Origin of the sequence: Fervidicola ferrireducens (assembly GCF_001562425.1) — a bacterium.
GTDB lineage: Bacteria > Bacillota > Thermosediminibacteria > Thermosediminibacterales > Thermosediminibacteraceae > Fervidicola > Fervidicola ferrireducens.
Genome location: NZ_LOED01000008.1, coordinates 57,951 through 73,877 on the forward strand (window position 1 = coordinate 57,951; position 15,927 = coordinate 73,877).

General features: G+C 49.5%; 18 protein-coding genes and 1 pseudogene. All 19 read left to right on the plus strand.

The annotated features are described in order from the left end of the window. On the plus strand, positions 1–1,374 hold the full coding sequence (locus AN618_RS04660) for a cobyrinic acid a,c-diamide synthase CobB (protein WP_066352673.1): 1,374 nt from the start codon (positions 1–3) through the stop codon (positions 1,372–1,374). After that, entirely contained in the window at positions 1,371–1,745 is a 375-nt protein-coding gene (locus AN618_RS04665; RefSeq protein WP_066352674.1) for a sirohydrochlorin chelatase, read from the plus strand. The genes AN618_RS04660 and AN618_RS04665 overlap by 4 nt, the downstream gene beginning before the upstream one ends. Positions 1,746–1,769: 24 nt before the next feature. Further along, entirely contained in the window at positions 1,770–2,408 is a 639-nt protein-coding gene (locus tag AN618_RS04670) for a precorrin-8X methylmutase (RefSeq protein WP_066352676.1), read from the plus strand. Beyond that, entirely contained in the window at positions 2,401–3,489 is a 1,089-nt protein-coding gene (gene cbiD / locus AN618_RS04675) for a cobalt-precorrin-5B (C(1))-methyltransferase CbiD (protein WP_157081628.1), read from the plus strand. Before AN618_RS04670 ends, cbiD begins: the two co-directional genes overlap by 8 nt. 4 nt (positions 3,490–3,493) lie before the next feature. Continuing rightward, on the plus strand, positions 3,494–4,135 hold the full coding sequence (gene cbiE / locus AN618_RS04680) for a precorrin-6y C5,15-methyltransferase (decarboxylating) subunit CbiE (RefSeq protein WP_066352679.1): 642 nt from the start codon (positions 3,494–3,496) through the stop codon (positions 4,133–4,135). Next, on the plus strand, positions 4,093–4,689 hold the full coding sequence (gene cbiT, locus AN618_RS04685; RefSeq protein WP_066352681.1) for a precorrin-6Y C5,15-methyltransferase (decarboxylating) subunit CbiT: 597 nt from the start codon (positions 4,093–4,095) through the stop codon (positions 4,687–4,689). Before cbiE ends, cbiT begins: the two co-directional genes overlap by 43 nt. Then, entirely contained in the window at positions 4,686–5,369 is a 684-nt protein-coding gene (gene cobI, locus AN618_RS04690; RefSeq protein ID WP_066352682.1) for a precorrin-2 C(20)-methyltransferase, read from the plus strand. Before cbiT ends, cobI begins: the two co-directional genes overlap by 4 nt. Then, positions 5,366–6,118, plus strand: a complete 753-nt coding sequence (cobM, locus tag AN618_RS04695) for a precorrin-4 C(11)-methyltransferase (protein ID WP_066352683.1) — start codon at positions 5,366–5,368, stop codon at positions 6,116–6,118. The genes cobI and cobM overlap by 4 nt, the downstream gene beginning before the upstream one ends. After that, positions 6,115–7,179, plus strand: coding sequence for a cobalt-precorrin 5A hydrolase (locus tag AN618_RS04700; RefSeq protein ID WP_083515046.1), 1,065 nt, complete (start codon positions 6,115–6,117; stop codon positions 7,177–7,179). The genes cobM and AN618_RS04700 overlap by 4 nt, the downstream gene beginning before the upstream one ends. Further along, positions 7,166–7,897 carry a precorrin-3B C(17)-methyltransferase gene (cobJ, locus tag AN618_RS04705; protein WP_066352686.1) on the plus strand — a complete coding sequence of 244 codons (732 nt, stop codon included), beginning with the start codon at positions 7,166–7,168 and terminating at the stop codon, positions 7,895–7,897. Before AN618_RS04700 ends, cobJ begins: the two co-directional genes overlap by 14 nt. Further along, the gene (cobK, locus tag AN618_RS04710; protein ID WP_066352689.1) at positions 7,894–8,646 is read left to right on the plus strand and encodes a precorrin-6A reductase; all 753 of its coding nucleotides are present in this window, start codon (positions 7,894–7,896) and stop codon (positions 8,644–8,646) included. Before cobJ ends, cobK begins: the two co-directional genes overlap by 4 nt. Positions 8,647–8,651: 5 nt before the next feature. Continuing rightward, positions 8,652–9,893 (plus strand): glutamyl-tRNA reductase, encoded by a 1,242-nt coding sequence (hemA, locus tag AN618_RS04715; protein ID WP_281176807.1) that lies wholly within the window; start codon positions 8,652–8,654, stop codon positions 9,891–9,893. After that, positions 9,880–10,776 (plus strand): hydroxymethylbilane synthase, encoded by an 897-nt coding sequence (gene hemC, locus AN618_RS04720; RefSeq protein WP_066352692.1) that lies wholly within the window; start codon positions 9,880–9,882, stop codon positions 10,774–10,776. The genes hemA and hemC overlap by 14 nt, the downstream gene beginning before the upstream one ends. Then, a complete protein-coding gene (gene cobA, locus AN618_RS04725; protein WP_245628402.1) occupies positions 10,742–12,274 on the plus strand; it encodes a uroporphyrinogen-III C-methyltransferase in 1,533 nt (510 codons plus the stop codon). The genes hemC and cobA overlap by 35 nt, the downstream gene beginning before the upstream one ends. Further along, positions 12,252–13,229 carry a porphobilinogen synthase gene (hemB, locus tag AN618_RS04730; protein ID WP_066352694.1) on the plus strand — a complete coding sequence of 326 codons (978 nt, stop codon included), beginning with the start codon at positions 12,252–12,254 and terminating at the stop codon, positions 13,227–13,229. Before cobA ends, hemB begins: the two co-directional genes overlap by 23 nt. Then, entirely contained in the window at positions 13,208–13,804 is a 597-nt protein-coding gene (locus AN618_RS13675; protein ID WP_066352696.1) for a precorrin-2 dehydrogenase/sirohydrochlorin ferrochelatase family protein, read from the plus strand. Before hemB ends, AN618_RS13675 begins: the two co-directional genes overlap by 22 nt. Positions 13,805–13,839: 35 nt before the next feature. Beyond that, positions 13,840–15,087, plus strand: coding sequence for a glutamate-1-semialdehyde 2,1-aminomutase (gene hemL / locus AN618_RS04740; protein WP_066352711.1), 1,248 nt, complete (start codon positions 13,840–13,842; stop codon positions 15,085–15,087). Positions 15,088–15,160: 73 nt separating this feature from the next. Then, entirely contained in the window at positions 15,161–15,289 is a 129-nt protein-coding gene (locus tag AN618_RS13860; protein ID WP_281176806.1) for a hypothetical protein, read from the plus strand. Between the two features lie 172 nt (positions 15,290–15,461). Then, a pseudogene (locus tag AN618_RS04745) lies at positions 15,462–15,830 on the plus strand (IS200/IS605 family accessory protein TnpB-related protein); the annotation flags it as partial. Positions 15,831–15,927 lie beyond the last annotated feature (97 nt).

The window sequence follows — 15,927 nt, forward strand, 5'->3', positions numbered from 1 at the left end:
TTGGCAAAAGGGTTCATGATTGCAGGAACCCACAGCGGTTCCGGCAAGACCACGCTGGCCCTTGGAATAATGGGGGCACTTGCCGAAAGGGGAGAAGTAGCGGCCTTCAAAGTCGGGCCGGACTACATAGATACAGCCTACCATAAGTTCGTTACAAAGGCACCGTCGTACAACCTGGACGTGTTTATGCAAGGAGAAGAAAAACTCAAGGATTTATACCTAAAAAAGTCAGAGGGTCGATTTGTCTCGGTCGTAGAAGGAGTCATGGGGCTTTTCGACGGATTGGACGATACCGGCTATGCCAGCAGCGCCCACGTGGCGAAATTGCTGTCCCTCCCCGTTATACTAATAGCGGATGCGTCGGGGATGGCAAGGAGTATAAGCGCTATGGTTAAGGGTTACAAGGAGTTCGACGAAGGCCTTAATGTAAAAGGGGTAATATTAAACAGGGTAAGCGGGGAAGGCCACTTTTCACTTTTAAAGCGATGTCTAAAGCAGGATTTAAAACTTCCCGCTTTAGGATATTTGCCCTACGACGCTGAACTTTCTCTTCCGGAAAGACACTTAGGGCTTTTGCCCGTGTGGGAGATGAAAAATCTCGAGGAGAAATTCGAAAAACTCTTTGAGAAAGTAAAAAAACACGTCGATTTAGAGGAGCTCCTTAGCATCGCCTCTTCGGCCAAAATCGTTGAAAATCCCTATTATGATAAAAAATCCTCAATAAGTGAAGCTGCGGTGAAAATCGGCGTTGCCATGGACGAAGCCTTCAACTTTTACTACGCGCAAAGCCTGGAGACCCTGAGAGATCTGGGGGCAGAACTTGTATTTTTCAGCCCCCTTAGGGATTCTTCTCTTCCGGAGGGAATATCAGGGCTCATAATAGGTGGTGGTTTTCCGGAAATTTTCGCTGAAAAGTTGAGCTCTAATAACGATATGATGAAATCGATAATGGAGGCCTTCGAGGCCGGTATGCCGATTTACGCGGAGTGCGGAGGGCTGATGTACCTTACAAGAAGCATAACCGACATGAAGGGACGGCGCTTTCCGATGGTCGGCATATTCGATATGGATTCGGTGATGACGGGGAGCTTGAAGAGGTTCGGCTACGCCGAGGCGGTGGTAACGGATGATACGGTTATCGCCCCTAAGGGAACTTTGCTGAAAGGTCACGAATTCCACTATTCGGAAGTAATAAATTCAAAAGAAAAAACTTCTTACCTGGTCAAAAAACGGAGCGGAAAGACGTACGGCTGCGGATTCACAAAGAAAAACTGCCTTGCAACATTTTTGCACATAGATTTTTACGCATACCCTGGGATTGCGAGGCATTTTATTGAAAGCTGTTGCCGTTTTAAAGGAGGAAATTTACGATGAAAGCGCTGCTTTTGGTAGCCCACGGGAGCAGGGAAGGCGACTGCGCCCGGGTCATGGAAAAAATCCTGGAAAAAGTGAAAAGTTCAGGTGATATTGGACTTGCAGAGGTAGCCTACGTTCAATTTCAGCGTCCCACAATTGAAGAGGCAGTAAGGTCCCTCGCAGGTTCAGGGGCCAAGGAGATTTGGGCCGTACCCTTCTTCCTCTTTGAGGGGGTTCACGTAAAATGCGACATACCTCATCAGCTTAAAGAAGCGGGGTCGGCGTATCCGGATGTCAGGATTCTTCTTACAAGGCCCCTGGGTTACGACGAAAAACTGGTGGATATCATTTTTGAGAGGCTCGCCGGAGAAAAAGCAAATATTGTGTAAAGAATAGAAAAAAGAGGGGTTGTCATGGAGTATTTAAAGGACCCGAGGGCTATAGAGGAAAAAAGCTTCGACATTATCAAAAAAGGAATAGAGAAAAATCTTTATTCTGATGAAGAATTGGAGGTAGTAAAAAGGGTTGTACACGCCACAGCCGATTTTGAATTTGCCCGCCTCATTAAATTCAGTAACGGTGCCGTCGAAGCAGGTATAAAAGCCATCAAGGCGGGATGGAGCATTGTGACGGACACGAGAATGGCCCGAGCAGGCATAAAAAGGGAGCTGGCCAAAAGCTTCGGCGTCAGGGTCAGGTGCTACTCATCTTCGAAAGAAGCCGAAAAGATGGCCAGAGAACGAAACATAACCAGGGCCATGGCTGCCATCATACTTTCGTCTTACGAAACGGAAAATAAGATTTTCGTGATTGGAAATGCCCCAACGGCACTTTTTAAGCTCAACGAGTTGATAAGAGAAGGGAAGGTGTATCCGGCCCTGGTGGTGGGAGTTCCCGTCGGCTTTGTCGGGGCAAAAGAGTCGAAGGAGGAGCTCGTGGAACTTCCTGTCCCAAGCATCGTGGTCCAAGGGTGCAAGGGGGGAACACCTGTGGCGGTGGCAATAATTAATGCGCTGCTTTCCCTTGCAGAAAGGCGGGATGAGGTTGAGTGACTACATTTTAAAAGATGGGAAAAAGCTGAGGCTGGGCTACACCACCGGGTCCTGTGCTGCGGCTTCGGCTAAAGCCGCGACGATGGCGCTATTTTCGGGTACCGCACCGGAATATGTAAAAATAGAAACTCCGGCAGGGAAAGTCCTGACGATTAAGGTGGAGGGCTGGGAAAAAGGCGACGGTTGGGCAAAATGCGCGGTGAAAAAGGATGGAGGAGACGACCCCGATGTGACTCACGGCCTTTTGGTGTGGGCGAGGGTTGAGAAAAAAACTTCCGGGGGCATAGAGATCACGGCCGGCGAGGGCATAGGCATCGTCACAAAGCCCGGCCTTCCCGTAAAGCCGGGCAGGCCCGCCATAAACCCGAAACCCATGGAGATGATAACGAGAGAAGTTTCTAAAGTGCTCCCGGAAGGCGAAGGGGTAAGGGTTATCCTCAGCATTCCCGGGGGAGAAAAAGTGGCCGAAAAGACCTTCAACCCCAGGCTGGGAATAATAGGAGGGCTTTCGATTTTGGGTACGACCGGCATCGTCACGCCGATGTCCACCGAAAGCCTGAAAGAAACGCTGGCCCTAGAACTTTCGGTGCTATCGGCAGAAGGCGTAAAATCCTTCGTTCTCACACCGGGAAATTACGGCCGGGACTTTGCAAAAAAAGCCGGCTTTGACGATAGGGTCATAATCTCCTGCGGGAATTTTATAGGCTTTGCCCTCCAAAAAGCCGTGGAGTATGGTTTTGAAAAGGTCTGCATTGTCGGCGACATTGGAAAACTCGTAAAAGTGGCCGCAGGAATTTTCGACACTTCGAACAAAACAGCCGATGCTAGAGCCGAGATAATAACGGCTTACGGGGCCCTCTTCGGCGCGAAGGAGGTTACTTTAAAAAAGCTGATAAATGCCACGACGACCGTGGAAGCCCTCGACATCCTTGAAGAAGGCGGTGTGGACCTGGAAAGCTTTTGCAGTTTTATTGCAAACAGGGTGAGGGAAAGATGCCTTTTGTTTACCCGGTATAAGTTGAAAATCGCGGTTTATCTAATTTCCAGAGAAAGAGGATTACTCGCAAGGGCGGGAGAGTGAAAATATGATAAGCGTTGTCGGAATAGGCCCTGGTAATCCGGACTTCCTCACGATCGCCGCTTTAAAGAGGATAAAAGAGGCAGATGTCCTTATCGGGGCAAAAAGGCACCTGGAGATTTTCGAGGATGTGCAGTGCGAAAAGGTGATTTTTAACTCAAAAACGGACCTTTCGAAACTCGTAAAAAGACGGGGCCGCATAGTTATCCTTTCTTCCGGTGACCCGGGAATTTACGGGATTCTGGATGCGGTTTTAAAGTGTGCGGGAAAAAAGGACGTGGAAGTTGTACCCGGCATAAGCTCGGTCCAGTACATGCTTGCTCGGTTGAAGATCCCGGCAAAAAATGCGGCTGTTTTGAGCATGCACGGAAGACAGGTGGATATTGTGCCTGTAGTGAAAAACCACCGAGTAGTGGCGGTTTTCACCGACAGCAGCAATACTCCCCAGAAGATAGCCCGAACCCTTCTTTTAAATAAGATTGTGGACAGGATAATCCACGTGGGAGAAAACCTCTCCTATGACAGCGAGAAGATAAAAAGCTATAAATTGGAGCAGCTCGCCTCAAGTGAAGAGAATTTTCAGCTCAACCTGGTGGTGATAGAAAAATGTGGGAATACGGATTCGGAATCCCCGACGAGCTTTTTGTGAGGGGAAACGTCCCAATGACGAAAGAGGAGGTAAGGGCCGTCTCCCTTGCAAAGCTGAGGTTAAGGCGGGATTCGGTTTTATGGGATGTAGGGGCCGGGACGGGTTCTATATCCGTTGAAGCTGCGCTATTTTGCAAAGAGGGCGTGGTATATGCGGTGGAAAAGGACGAACAAGCGCTGAGTCTCATCGCAGAAAACGCGAGGAGATTCGGGCTTTCAAACCTAATACCCGTGCCTGGGGAGGCTCCTGAGGCACTTTTTAATCTGCCGAGCCCCGACCGGATTTTCATTGGAGGGAGCAAGGGCAGGCTCAGAGATATCATAAGTTTCTCCTGCGAAAGGTTGAAGGAAGGAGACAGAGTGGTGATAAACACCGTTACGGTGGAAAGCGCCTGTGAAGCCTTGAAAGCCCTGGAGTCTTCGGGTTTCAGCACGGAAATGGTGCTGCTTTACGTTTCCCGCGCAAAAAAAGTGAAGGACATGCACATGTTGATATCCCAGAATCCGGTGTGCGTGATATCCGGCGATTTTAAAGTGAAAGGGGAAGGTGAATGAAAAAAGCTGCTGGGATTCTGTACGGAGTGGGCGTCGGCCCTGGAGACCCGGAACTCATTACCTTGAAAGCGGTAAGGGTCCTGCAGTCTGTGGATATAGTGGCGGCACCCGGCAAGGAAAGAAGTATAGCCTTGGAAATAGCAAAGCCCTACGTGCAGGGGGACGTTATAGAGCTCAGGTTTCCGATGGGCCTTTCCGGTGCGGAAAGGGAAAGGGCTCTCGATGAAAACGAAAGGGTCTTGAGAGGATTTTTGAACGAGGGCAAAAAGATAGCCTTTATAACCCTGGGAGACCCCATGACATACAGCACCTTTGCCTACATGACCGAAAGGCTGAAGGATTTCCAGATAGAAATTGTCCCGGGGATAAATTCCTTTTCGGCGGCGGCTGCAAGGCTCAAACTCCCCCTTGCCGAAGGGGACGAATCTCTGGCGGTGATTCCGGCGTCCAAGCTGACCAGCTTGGATAAGGTCCTTGATGAATTTGAAAACGTGGTGGCTATAAAAATTTCGTCGCATTACGATGAGGTTCTGGAACTTTTCTCAAAAAAAGGGTTTTATTCTGCCCTTTCGGTAAGGTGCGGCCATGAAGGCGAAATCGCCACTTTCGAACCCGAAAGGTACAAGGGGCAAAAGGTCGACTACCTTTCGCTCCTCATAGGAAAGAAGGTGAAAAAGTGATATATTTTATCGGCGCAGGGCCGGGGGACCCGGAGCTGATTACTGTAAAAGGGAGGAAAATCCTTTCTTCTTGCGATGTGGTGATTTACGCGGGTTCGCTGGTTAACCCCCTCGTCTTGAAGTACGCAAAAGGTAATGCCAGGATATACGACAGTTCCCGCATGGACTTGGATGAGATAGTAGAGGTGATGAAGGATGCCCACCAAAGGGGAATGGACGTCGCAAGACTTCACACCGGCGACCCTTCACTTTACAGTGCGGTGAGGGAACAGGCCGGCAAGCTTGAAAAATTGGGAATCCCGTACGACATAATCCCCGGCGTCAGCTCCTTTTGCGCGGCGTCGGCGGCGTTAAAAAGAGAGCTCACGTTGCCGGGAGTGAGCCAGACGGTAATAATTACCAGAATTCCCGGAAGGACTCCGGTGCCCGAAAACGAGGACTTGCAAAAACTTTCAACCCACAGAGCCACGCTGGTGCTGTTTTTGAGCGCGGGCAACATGGAGGATGCTGTGGGGCGGATAATCGGCTCTTATGGCCCCGACGCGCCCGCGGCGGTGGTGTACAAGGCGAGCTGGGAAGACGAAAAAGTCGTGCGGGGAAAATTGAAGGACATAGCCCTCAAGGCGAAAAACGAAGGCATAGAAAAAACGGCCTTGTTGATTGTAGGAAACGCGCTCGGGGATAACTTTGAGCTTTCGAAGCTTTATTCGCCCGATTTTTCCCACGGTTTTAGGGGTGCTCGAAAGTGAAAAAAGCGGTGATCGCGGTGACGGAAAGGGGCGGGAATTTGGCCGCATTCATTGCCGAAAAGCTGAATGCGGACCTTTACCTCCCCGAAAGGTACGCAAAAGAAAAGGGCCTGGGCGGAAAAAAAGGTACATACCCCATAGTTGGGGAATTCGTGCCGTTCGTCGAGGGGATTTTTGGCAGGTACCGGGCTTTGATTTTCGTTTCGGCCGTCGGTATAGCCGTGAGGGCAATCGCCGGAGCGGTAAAAAGTAAACTTTCAGACCCCGCGGTCGTGGTGGTTGACGAGGGTGGAAACTTTTGCGTGAGCCTGCTTTCGGGGCATTTCGGAGGAGCCAACGAACTTGCGAAAGAAGTGGCGGGGTTGATAGGAGCCACGCCTGTCATCACGACGGCTACAGATGTGGCGGGAATTAAAGCTCCCGATGACATGGCGCGCAAGCTCAAGTTACACATAGAAAAAGCCGGGGACCTGAAGAAGGTAAATTCTTGCCTTTTGAGAGGAGAGAAGGTGGTTTGTGCGGTGGGCCCTGACTTTCCGAAAAAATTGATTGAAGACAGCTTATCCGTGCAAATTGTGGAATTGGGTACTATCCCCCGGGATGCAAAGGCGGCCGTTTTTGTCACAGATTATGAGATAGAGCCGCCTGACATCCCTCACGTCGTCCTGAGGCCGAGAAGGATCGTGCTGGGAATCGGGTGCAAAAAAGGAGCGGATTTTAGTAAGCTCAAATCCCTCATGAAAAGTTTTTTTCTAAAGCTAGGCCTTTCCATTTCGGGGGTGGGGAAGATAGCGACCCTGGACAGAAAAAAGGATGAAGAATGCATCCTCAAGCTTTCCGGATACCTGGGCGTTCCTGTCGATTTCCACGGCGTCGGGGAATTGAAAAAATTCGAATCGCTTTTTCCAAAGTCCGGTTTTGTGAAGGAAAAAATCGGCGTGGGAAGCGTCGCAAGACCTGCTGCCTTTATTTCGAGCGGCAAAGGAGCGGAACTGGGATATATCAGGGGGGGAGGATTTACTCTTGCCGCGTACAGGAGGGTTTTTCATGAGCTGGATTAAGGTGGTGGGAATCGGCCCCGGATGCATGGATGACCTGACCCCCAGAGCTTTAAGAGCCATCGTGGAAGCCAACGCCGTTGTGGGTTACGTCAAGTATTTGAAGTTCATCGACTCCCTCGTGGAAGGTAAAACGGTGGTGGCTTCTGGAATGAGAACGGAAGCTGAAAGATGCAAAAAGGCCATAGAACTTTATAAAAAAGGGCTGAAAGTGAGCGTAATAAGCGGAGGAGACCCCGGGATTTACGGAATGGCCGGCCTCTTGCTGGAGCTTGCGGTGAAAGAAGGGCTAAGAGCCGAAATAGAAGTAGTACCGGGGATAACGGCGTTGAATTTTGCATCCTCCCTTCTGGGTGCCCCTATCATGCAGGACTTTGCGGCGATAAGCCTTTCCGACCACCTCACTCCCTGGCAGATAATCGAAAAGAGACTGGATATGGCGGCGGCAGCGGATTTCGTGATCGCCCTTTACAATCCGGCAAGTTCCGAAAGGCCCGAAAGCTTCAGAAAGGCCTGCGACATCCTAATGAAGCACAAAAAGGCCGACACGCCGGTGGGGATAGTAAAAAATGCCTTCAGGGAAGGGGAGTGGGTGAAGCTGACTACTCTTTTCGAGGCCCCGGATTACCCTGTAGATATGAATACTATAGTCATAGTGGGGTCTTCTTCCACAAAGGTGATGGGCAACTGGATGATAACGCCCAGGGGGTATGAGATATGATACTGGTACTCGCAGGGACCGAGGAGGGGAGGAAACTTTCCGAAAACCTGTATAAAATGGGTCTTGATGTAATGGCCAGCGTCGTTTCCGAATACGGCAAAAGCCTTCTTGACCGTAAGTTGAAGGCAAGGGCCGGTCCACTGAACGAAAAGGAATTGGGCCAACTTATTGAAATACACGATATAAAAATATTAATTGACGCAACCCACCCCTTTGCCGCTGACATAAGCAGGACAGCCATGAAGGTGTGCTCAGAAAAAAAAGTGAGGTACATCAGGTTTGAAAGGGAAAGCGCCGATGTGGACCTGCCGGGCGTGATAAGGGTTGATTCTTTCGAAGAGGCCAGGATGAAAGCGGAGGGATTTGACTCCATATTCCTCACCACGGGAAGCAGGAATCTTCACGTTTTTTCCGATTTAAAGGAAAGAGGGAAGAAGCTCAAAGTCCGGGTTCTTCCGAGCAGCGAAGTCATCAAAAAATGCGAAGAATTGGGCTTTTTGCCCGACGAGATAATAGCCGCCAAGGGCCCTTTCAGCGAAGAGATGAATTACATCATGTTCAGGGATTTCAAAGCAGAGGTGGTCGTGACAAAAGAAAGCGGGCCCACGGGAGGGGTGTTGGAGAAAATTAAAGCGTGCAGAAGGCTCCAAATCCCGTTAATCGTTATTAGACGGCCCTGCCTTTCTTATCCTGTGGTGGTGCGGAATATGGAAGAACTGTTAAAGGAGATGGGACCTGAAATGGGATAGGCGAGATCTTCCTCGTAGGAGTGGACCACCGGGCGCCGGTGGAAGTTAGGGAAAAGGTAGCCGTAAGGAAGGGTGATATAAAGGATTGCCTTTTAAGGATAAAGGCGATTCCCGGCCTGAAAGAGGCGGTTTTGCTCTCTACCTGCAACAGGACCGAATTTTACGCGGTCATGGAAGATTCAGTAAGACCCGGGGCAATGGAATTTTTTAAACTCTCGGGCGGAGATTACGAAGAAATTTCCCGTTATATATACGTTCACGAAGGGGAAAAAGCGGTGAGGCATCTTTTCAGGGTGGCCTGCGGGTTGGAATCGATGGTCGTGGGAGAAGACCAGATTTTAGGGCAGGTAAAGGAGGCCTGGGAACGGTCTAAAGAATCACAAAGCTCTGGCAAAATTTTAAACAGGCTTTTTCTGGACGCGGTGACGCTGGGGAAAAAGGCGAGGAGTGAAGTCAAAATATCGGACGTACCCCTTTCAGTGAGCTACATAGCGGTTCGGTTCATCGAAGAATTTTTCGGAAGTCTTAAGGGGAAGAAGGTCTTCGTCCTCGGAACAGGCAAGACCGGCAGGATAACGATTAAAAACCTCATCCAGAAGGGTGTAGGGGAAGTTTTTGTAACCAGCAGGACCTGGGAAAGAGCTTTAGCGCTAAAAGAGGAAATACCCGAAGTCTACCTGGTGCCTTACGAGGAAAAATACCGGGCTATGGCCCGTTGCCAGATTGTTATAAGCGCCAGCGGAGCACCGCACTATACCGTGGACCGCGAGAAGTTCGCACAAATTTATACGGGAGGAGGCGTAGCTTTTTTGGACCTTTCCGTACCCCGGGATATAGACCCCGAAATCGCCCGTTTGCCCAACGTCCAAATCTTTACCCTGGATGACCTTAAAAAAACCGCCGAGGAAAACCAAAAAAAGAGGCTTTACCTCGCAAAAAAAATCGAGGAAATGGTAGATAGTGCCGTGAAGGATTACCTGAATTGGTTGAAAACTCTTCAGGTGGTGCCGGTGATAAGAAAGGTATCCGATTTTGCAAGAGCCGTGTGCGTTGAAGAATTCGAAAATTTGACCCGCAGACTGCAGAATGTGGACGACAAGGAAAAAAGGCAGATAAAAAGGGCCATGGAAAGGGTTTGTTCAAAAATGACCGCAGTTTACCTGGAGACGGTAAAGTACCTGGCAGAAAGGCAAAAATTCGACCCGGGGCTGGAGTTTCTCTTTACTGGGGGCGATGTCGACGGCTAAGGTGGTGCGGGTGGGCACGAGGCAAAGCGAGCTTGCCCTGATTCAGACGGAAATCATAATCGGAAAACTTTTAGAATATTTTCCGGACTGGAAATTCGAAGTCGTTAAAATAAAGACAAAGGGGGACAGGATGGAGAAAGCCGACCTCAAGGAAATAGGAGGAAAAGGATTGTTCGTTAAGGAAATAGAAGAGGCTTTACTGAATGGAGAAATCGACTTTGCGGTCCACAGCATGAAAGACATGCCCTATGAAATACCGGAAGGCCTGGTTATAGCGGCCGTTTCGGAAAGGGAAGATCCCAGGGATGTTTTGATTTCGAAAAACAAAAAGACGGTGAAAGAACTGGGAGCTCATTCTAAAATAGGCACTTCCAGCTTGAGGCGACAGGTTCAGCTAAAAGCGCTCAGGCCTGACCTTGAAGTGGTGCCGGTGCGGGGAAATATTGCCACAAGGCTGAGAAAGATGGACGTACTTGGTTTGGACGGCATAGTCCTTGCTGCGGCGGGGCTCAAGCGCTTGAAAATGGAAGGCCTTATCGCGGAATATTTCTCCGTCCACGAAATGGTGCCGGCCGTAGGGCAGGGAGCTCTTGCCGTGGAAACCGGAAAGGAAAGCGAATTCGAAAAGCTGTTAAAAAAAATAAATCACAAACCCACCGAAATTTCGATTTGCGCGGAGCGGGAATTCATGAAGGCCATTGGCGGAAGCTGCAATTTTCCGATAGGAGCCTACGCCAGGATTGAAGGCGGTAAAATAGTTCTCACCGGTATGGTGGAGAAAAACGGAATGGTAAAAAAAGCCACGATTTTCGGCGACATCGGAAATCCAAGAGAAGTGGGGGAAAATCTTGCGAAGTTGCTGGGTGATGAAGATGGCGGGTAAGGTTTATCTTGTGGGCGCTGGCCCTGGCGATGCGGGCCTTTTGACCCTGAGGGGGAAAGAATTGCTCAAAAAAGCCGACGTGGTCCTTTACGACCGGCTGGTAAACCCAGAGATTCTGAAATTTGCAAGAGAAGATGCCGAGCTCATAGATGTGGGGAAATCGCCGGGTGAAATCCCCGTGCCGCAGGATGAAATTAATAAACTTCTTTTCGAAAAAGCTAGAGAAAACCGCCTTGTGGTCAGGCTAAAAGGAGGCGACCCATTCGTCTTCGGAAGGGGTAGCGAAGAGGCGCTTTATCTTGCGGAAAGGAAAATCCCTGTGGAAATCGTCCCCGGCATTACATCAGCCGTTGCAGTTCCGGCCTACGCGGGGATTCCCGTAACCTGCCGGGGTTTTTGCTCCTCGTTTCATGTCTTTGCGGGAAGCGAAGATGTGGCGGATAAATTCGACTGGAAATGCATCTCAAAGCTCGAAGGTACCCTGGTCTTTCTGATGGGTGTGAAAAATATAGATTACATCGCAAAAAATCTTATAGAAAATGGGAAAAACCCCCTGACCCCTTCGGCCATGACGATGTGGGGAACTACAGGGATGCAAAAGACGGTGGTCTCCAACCTTGCAAAAATAGCTGAAAAAGCCCAGAATGCAGGGATAGAAAACCCGGCGGTTCTCGTAGTCGGTGAAACCGTGAGTTTGAGGGAATATCTCAACTGGTTCGAGAAAAAGCCGCTTTTCGGCAAAAGGATTCTGGCCACGGGTAGTGGCGACGACTTTCCGCTTTTAAAAGAATTGGGGGCCCAGGTCATCAGCTGTCCCACCATTAAAATAGTGTTTGATTTCGAGGAATCTCAAAAGGCCCTTGATAAGATGATGGATTCAGACCTCGTTATCTTTTCGAGTCCCAATGCGGTAAAGTCCATAGTATCCGCCATGAGAAAAGCGGGGTTTGATGTAAGAAACCTGGCGAGGGTGACTTTGGCCGCGGTAGGAAAAAGAACTGCGGAAATATTGAAGGAAAACCTGCTTTTCCCGGAAATCCTGCCCGAAAAATATACATCCGGGGACTTTTTAAAGGCAATTCCGCCGTCGAAAAGAGGGGGGAGAGCCCTTGTGATCACCTCCGACATCGGCGGAAAAGAGCTGGTAAAAGGGCTTGAGGATTTAGGTTACGAGGCTGTGAAAGTTGCCGCTTACAGAAATCTCCCCAATGCCGGTGAAAAATGGAGGATTTTAAAAGAGGCGGAAATGGGATTTGACGCGGCGGTTTTTACAAGCCCTTCGACCTTTATGTACCTTGAACAATTGATAGAGGACCTCTCTTTTCTTAAGGGGAAAACGATGATAGTTTCAATAGGGCCCACCACGGCTAAAGCCATAGAAAAGAGAGGATTGAAAGTGGATTTGATGCCGGAAGAAAATACATTGGAAGGCATAGAAAAGGCCTTGCTGGAGCTATGGATGGGGAGGGGAAAATATGCGGATTTTGAAAAGACCTAGAAGGCTCAGGATGTCGGAAGGTATCAGGGATATGGTAAGAGAAACCGAGCTTTCGGTAAAGGACCTGGTCTATCCGATATTCGTGGTGCCTGGCCAGGGTGTAATTCAGGAAGTGAAGTTAATGCCCGGGGTTTTTCGTTACTCCGCCGACATGCTTCCGCCGGTGGCGAAAGAGTTAAAGAGCCTGGGCATACCTGCGGTATTGCTTTTCGGCGTGCCCGAAAAGAAGGATTCTACGGCGAGTGAAGCATTCTCGAACGATGGAGCCGTACAAAAAGCAATTGCTACAATTAAGGAGGCAGAGCCTTCGCTTGTCGTTATCACCGATGTGTGCCTCTGCGCTTACACCGACCACGGCCACTGCGGCCTGATAAAGGGCGGTGTGGTGGACAACGACTCCACTTTGGAGGTCCTGGCGAAAGTGGCCCTTTCCCATGCCGTGGCCGGGGCCGATGTGGTGGCTCCCTCCGACATGATGGATGGACGGGTGCTGGCTATAAGGACCGCTTTGGACGAAAGCGGATATACCAATGTTTCCATAATGGCCTACAGCGCTAAGTACGCCTCTGCATTTTACGGGCCGTTCAGGGAGGCGGCCGATTCCGCACCGAAATTCGGGGACAGGAAGACGTACCAGATGGACCCCGCCAATTCGGACGAAGCGATAAGAGAAGTAGGGCTGGATGTTGAAGAAGGGGCTGACATTGTGATGGTAAAGCCGGCGTTGGGGTACCTCGATATAATAAGGCGGGTGAAAGAGACATTTCCGGTGCCGGTTGCGGCCTACAGCGTAAGCGGCGAATACGCCATGATTAAGGCGGCGTCTGCTGCTGGGGCCATAGACGAAGAGAGGGCCGTTCTTGAGGTGCTTACTTCCATAAAAAGGGCAGGAGCCGACATGATAATAACCTATTTTGCCAGGGATGTGGCAAGATGGCTCTGTACTTTCCTTTGATGATTAACCTGAAAGGGAAGAGGTGTCTTGTGGTGGGGGCCGGAGGTGTGGCCACAAGAAAGGTAAAGTCGCTGCTCGAGTGCGAGGCTCAAGTCACGGTGGTTTCAAAAAAGGCCTGTTCGGACATAGAGAAACTTGCACAAGAAGGGAAGATAAAATTAATAGAAAAAAGTTTTTCGCCTGAAGACCTCGATGGAAACTTTTTGGTCTTTGCCGCTTCGGACGACCCGATTACCAACAGACTGGCGGCCATGGAGGCTGCAAAGAGGGGCATTCCGGTGAATGTGGCGGATGACCCGGAGCTTTCCACATTTATCGTCCCGTCGTTTTTGCGAAAAGGTCACCTCACCATCTCCGTTTCTACAGGGGGGAAAAGTCCAAGGCTTGCAAGACGGCTGAAGGAATGGATTGAAAGTAATATACCTTCCGGTGTTGAAGAGCTTTTGTCAAAGCTTGAAAAGGAAAGGAGCTTTGTAAAAAAATCGGGGCTTTCCATGGTTGAAAAGGTCAATTTTTACGATGAAATCATCGACAGGAGTGGAATTCTGAAGAAGAAGGGGGATATCGAAAATTGAAGTCGAGAAGTCTTTTCGAGAGAGCTTTAGCCGTGATGCCCGGAGGAGTAAATAGCCCCGTCAGGGCTTTCCGGGCCGTGGGAATGGACCCGGTTTTTATCAGGAGAGGTTACGGCAGCAGGATATGGGACGAGGACGGCAACGAATACATAGACTACGTGCTCTCCTGGGGGCCCCTGATACTGGGCCATGCCCACCCCGATGTGGTTGAGGCGATAAAAAATCAGGTTGAGAAAGGGACCAGCTTCGGTGCGTGCACGGAAATAGAGGTGCTCCTCGCGGAAAAGATAGTGGAGAGCATTCCCTCGGTGGAAGTAGTGCGCCTTGTAAATTCCGGCACTGAAGCAACCATGAGCGCCATCCGGTTGGCAAGGGGCTATACTAAGAGGAAATACGTGGTTAAATTTTCGGGCTGCTATCACGGCCACTCCGACGGCCTCCTGATAAAAGGGGGTTCTGGCCTTGTAACTTTTGGCGTGCCGGATTCGGCGGGGGTGCCCGAAGAAATTGCGGGCCTCACCATTGTAGCGCCTTACAACGACGAGGAGAAAGTAGCTGAAATTTTTGCCGAAAAAGGCGATGAAATAGCGGCTGTTATAGTGGAGCCGGTGGCGGGCAATATGGGAGTTGTACCGCCCAAGGAGGGGTTTTTGGAAGCTTTAAGGGAAATTACAAAAAAGTACGGAGCCTTACTGATATTCGATGAGGTGATAACAGGGTTCAGGCTGTCTTATTCCGGTGCACAGGGTTATTACGGCATAGAGCCGGACCTCACGACTCTCGGGAAAATCATAGGAGGGGGGCTCCCAGTGGGGGCCTACGGCGGCAGGGAGGATATAATGAGGCTGGTTTCTCCCGAAGGGCCGGTGTACCAGGCGGGGACCCTTTCGGGGAATCCCCTCGCCACTGCAGCCGGATACGCCACTTTGAAGGTGCTTTCAGAAAATCCCGGAATTTACGATAAAATGGATAGACTTGCTGAAAAACTTTGCCGGGGACTGAAGGACATTATGGAAAGGGCAAAAATCCCCGTCTTTATAAACAGGGCGGGGAGTATGTTGACGATGTTTTTTACCGGTGAAGAGGTCAAGGATTACGATTCGGCGTTAAAGGCAGACACTAAGATGTACGCCGCCTTTTTCAGGGAAATGTTGAAAAGAGGGGTGTACCTGCCGCCCTCCCAGTTTGAGTCCGTTTTTTTGAGCGCCGCCCACACCGAGGAGGACGTAGAAAAGACTTTGGAAGCCGCGGAGAGCGCCGCCGGAACTCTCAGAAAACTATAGGACTTGCAATAAATCCGCCTTCCTTTCATAGATTCTAATTAGGTGAATTGTAGATTTGAAAGGAGGGCGGACCGTGCCCTACAATAGCGACCGATTTTCTGGGAAAGCCGAACTTCCCCCGTACATGCCCGACAATCCCACCGACGAAGAAAGACATGCGCTTTTATGGCATTCGTTAAAAGAAGGAGGTTACAACAGTTGAAGATAGTTATGCAAAAGGGTATAATTTTAATTAGGTGATGATAGATGTTATTAAGTATACAAAAGTGAAAAAATATACTCAATTAGTCGAAGGACACTTATAAACTGGTAAAAAGAAGGGTTAATTACATAATTTGCAGCCGGGATTTACAGACAAAGAGGTGGCAAAAGACATGATAACAATACAGACTAAACTTACTTTCTCAAGCAAAGAAGATGAGCAGGAAGTAGCGGATTTAATGAGAAGATGGTCATCTTGTATGAGATTTGCATACAACAGGCTTTTAGAAGGCAAAACCAGAAACGAACTAAAAAGAGACCTTCAAGGAGTTTTCAACCTGAATTCGAGGTATGCAGATGATGCAATAATGAAGGCAAAGAGCGTTTTAGAGTCTTGCAAAGAAAGAGAAGAAAATCCGAATAAGGTTATTTTCGGTGGCAGGAGTTTGTTTGAGAAGCTCAAGAAACGGCATATAAATGGGAATGAATATAAAAAGCTGCAACAAGAATGGCAAGAAAAAAGGAAAGGCAATCTCTACTCAAGCATTCCTGTAATAAATTGAAATAGCCTTTGCAAACTAAAAACCCTCCTGGTAAAAAAGTAATTGAAGACACCAATCAACCAGGAGGGTGAAAGAC